The sequence below is a fragment of the Nocardioides sp. genome, from assembly GCF_035576065.1.
Taxonomy (GTDB): Bacteria; Actinomycetota; Actinomycetes; order Propionibacteriales; family Nocardioidaceae; genus Nocardioides.
The window spans coordinates 1-3,038 of the sequence record NZ_DATLWX010000034.1 but is presented as its reverse complement, the minus strand read 5'-3'; the positions used below and the strand labels follow the sequence as shown (position 1 = coordinate 3,038).

Here is a 3,038-nt window from a genome sequence, read left to right as displayed (position 1 = left end):
GGCCGCGACGATCGCGCGGAGGGTGCCTCGTTCGACCTGGCCGTGAATGGCGGCGGCCGCAGCTCGGGGGTCGGTGTGGCAGCACCAGAAGCCGCCGTCGCGGTTGCGCGTCTGTTCCACGGCGGTACGACGGGCCTGCCGGACGTCGGCGCCGGTGATGGACCCTCGTTGACTTCGAATGCGGCGCAGTTGTTCCTCGATCAGTGGCGTCGTCGCGTGCGTGATGCGGTCGTCGGTGACCTCCGCGGCCGCCCCGTCCTTGAAGCCCAGGACGATCGAGGCATCGCACAGCACCAGGTACTCCACCGTGTCGAGATGGAGCCGCCACGCGGCGACCGTGGCGCTGGGAGAGCCCTCCGCGAGGCGGCAACCTGCGGCGTGCGAGTCGACCACCTCGGCGATCGCAATGGCCAAGGCTTGGGGCATCTCGGAGTCCCGCCGGACCAGCTGGTTCCGGAAGGCTCGGGCAAGGACGTCGGCGTACCAGCCAACCGAGTGCTGGCAACCACTGCGCAGTTCCTTCGGGAGACCGGCACCGTCGACGACGACGGCCACCCCGTCGCCCAGGGCGAACGCATCCTCGTTCTCCCGGTGAACATCGGCAGGCACGCTCACGGCGGTCACCTCAGGCACGAGAGGCAACCTATGTCAGTCGGCGGTGAGATTCGGCCGCCGCAGGGTGGCGGATACGTGTTCTGCGGTGCTGCGGCCCGGCGAACTGAGGCACGCCGGCGTGTGTATCGGCGCCCGATCATGACGGCCATCGCAACCACCTCGCTCAAGGAGCCAACGGGCCGTAGACCTGTCGCCTCATACGGTCGGCGCTGGAACCACTGGTCAGAGTCACTGCGTATCGGACTGTGCTCATCCTGTCTCGCCACGTTGAAGTCGGGCCGTTCTTTGGCGCGTCGTATGCGGATCCGCTGCGGGATGACGTCCAGCTGGCATCCCAACCTGTCAGGACGGCGCCATAACGGTTCCGTCTTGTGGGCCAGGTCGCGCCCCTCCCCACGTCGACTGAACCACCAACCAGTCGGTCGCATGCGGAGCCGCGTCGACCCGCCTACTATGTGCGCTCGTCGGAGTCAGTTCCGCGCGTCCAGCAGGTGAAGGAACTCTTCGGGCACACCCTCGATCAGGTCGTAGGTGGCGTAGCGAACGCCCTGTCACCGTTCATCGTGGCGAGCCGCAACTACCCGAGGTTGATGCCCTTGCTCAGCAGGATTCGGCCAACGAATTCGCGCTTGCCGCCCGTGTATTCGGTCAGGTCGTCGTCACTAGACGCCAGTGCCCGCTTGAGGTCTTGGTACTCGATAAGCAGTGCGGGGTCGTCGCGCAGGGCGTCGCGAAATGTGAGCCGCTCGCGCCACAGCGCACTCTCCGGTCGAGTGAGGTGCAGCTGGTGCGTCCTTGTGTCGTAGTCCTCGCCCTGCTGCTTGTAGAACCACATGGCCTCTTGTGGTCGGTGGTTGGCGTGCCGGTAGCCGAGGTCTACGAGGGAGGGGCGCGCGGCACGCGCCGCGTCGAGGTCTTCGACAGGAGCGAGCATGTCCAGGATGGGCTTGGCCCCCAGTCCGGGAACGGCCGTCGAGCCGATGTGCTCGATGTCGCCGACGAGCCACGGCGCCAACCTCGACGTGAGCCGCTCAGCCTCCTCCGCGAACAGCGCGGGCCATGAGTTGGAGTAGGGCAGCACGAGCACGCTCATGAACCGACAATAGTGTCGGTTGCCCTACCCCCTGTCGACGACCTCCACGGACGCACACGGGCGCCCCCGAACGACGCGCGCTGATCGTCCTCGCGGGGCAATGGCGCGAGTTCATGGCCGCGGCGGCGTCCTACGTGGGTTAACAGGGAGGCTCGGCAGGCCTCGAGGCTCAGGCGTAGAGGACCTTCGCACCCCGACCGGAGTTGCGCGCGTTCGCCCGCATATTGCGCATCATCGGACGTCCAGCTTGCCGATCCGCTTTCGGCGACGATGACGAGGAGAGTCCCGAGTGAGGGTGGCGCCCTCGTGCCGTTGATCGTCGCGAGCCGTTCGGCTTTCGGGACGCGCAGGCATGCTGCCGTTCCCGCCGCTGGGGCATGTCACCATGCCCGCATGCTTCACGCTGTCTTCTTCGATCTCGATGACACTCTCGTTGATCAGCAGAAGGCTGCATCCACGGCCGCGATCGCTTGGGCCGCCGACCATGGCGTGACGGACCAGGGGGTCAGCAGACGATGGGCAAGCATCTCGGAGGCCAACTACGAGCGATACTCGCGCCGCGAACTCACCTTCGATGAACAGCGCCGGGAGCGCGTGCGTGAGTTCCTTAACGCCGAAGTCGACGACCGTGAGGCCGACGAGCTGTTCTCCGGCTACCTGATCAAGTATGAAGCGCGATGGGTCTCCTTTGACGATGCGGTGCCCGCGCTCGGCCGTGCGAAAGAAGCAGGACTGACGGTTGCCGTGCTCACCAACGGCGACGAAAACCATCAGCGAATGAAGCTTCAGAAACTTGGTCTCACCGATGCAGTCGATGTTCTGGTGGCGTCCTCCATGCTGCCGGCTGGCAAGCCGGATCCCCGTGCCTTCTCTCACGCCTTGGAGATCGTCGGGGTGGGTGCAGACGCGGCGCTCATGGTTGGAGACTCACTCGAGAAGGATGTCCGGGGAGCGCTGGAAGCGGGACTGGATGCCGTCTTGCTAGATCGTGACGGTGCGCATTCCGTTGCCGACGTTAGGCGCATCCGGTCGCTCGACGAGTTGATCTTCGCTGCACCCGGCGGCTCTTCGATCCTCAGCTAAGGCTGGGACTGGAGAGCCGCGATCCAAGGGCGGGGGGCGCCCCGCTGAGCCAAGGACGGTTGACCAGACGTCGATCGCCACGCGCGACCAGTAGCCGGCTCGCCCACTGGCACGCTGTGAGTGTTGGGAGCGGTTGACCTGAGGTCGACCGGCAGGGTGAGATCGCTGGCCTGCTGCCGTGCTCGTGACTCCTGGCACGCTTGACCCCACTGCGTGGGTGTCTTCGCGGAGACCTGTCCGGTCGTGG

2 protein-coding genes and 1 pseudogene are annotated in these 3,038 nt (G+C 66.1%); 1 reads left to right on the top strand and 2 read right to left on the bottom strand.

Translation table 11 applies throughout. From position 1 onward, the window contains the following. A pseudogene (locus VNJ48_RS15730) lies at nt 1–633 on the bottom strand (hypothetical protein); the annotation flags it as partial. Between the two features lie 559 nt (nt 634–1,192). Continuing rightward, nucleotides 1,193–1,708 carry a GrpB family protein gene (locus VNJ48_RS15725; RefSeq protein ID WP_325603766.1) on the bottom strand — a complete coding sequence of 172 codons (516 nt, stop codon included), beginning with the start codon at nt 1,706–1,708 and terminating at the stop codon, nt 1,193–1,195. 393 nt (nt 1,709–2,101) lie between these two features. Between VNJ48_RS15725 and VNJ48_RS15720 the strand changes: the two genes are divergently transcribed. Continuing rightward, on the top strand, nt 2,102–2,791 hold the full coding sequence (locus tag VNJ48_RS15720) for an HAD family hydrolase (protein WP_325603764.1): 690 nt from the start codon (nt 2,102–2,104) through the stop codon (nt 2,789–2,791). Nucleotides 2,792–3,038: the final 247 nt, after the last annotated feature.

What these genes read in the sequence shown, in the direction of transcription:
- VNJ48_RS15725 (WP_325603766.1), bottom strand. Translation starts at nt 1,708, where the DNA reads ATGAGCGTGCTCGTGCTGCCCTACTCCAACTCATGGCCCGCGCTGTTC.
- VNJ48_RS15720 (WP_325603764.1), top strand. Translation starts at nt 2,102, where the DNA reads ATGCTTCACGCTGTCTTCTTCGATCTCGATGACACTCTCGTTGATCAG.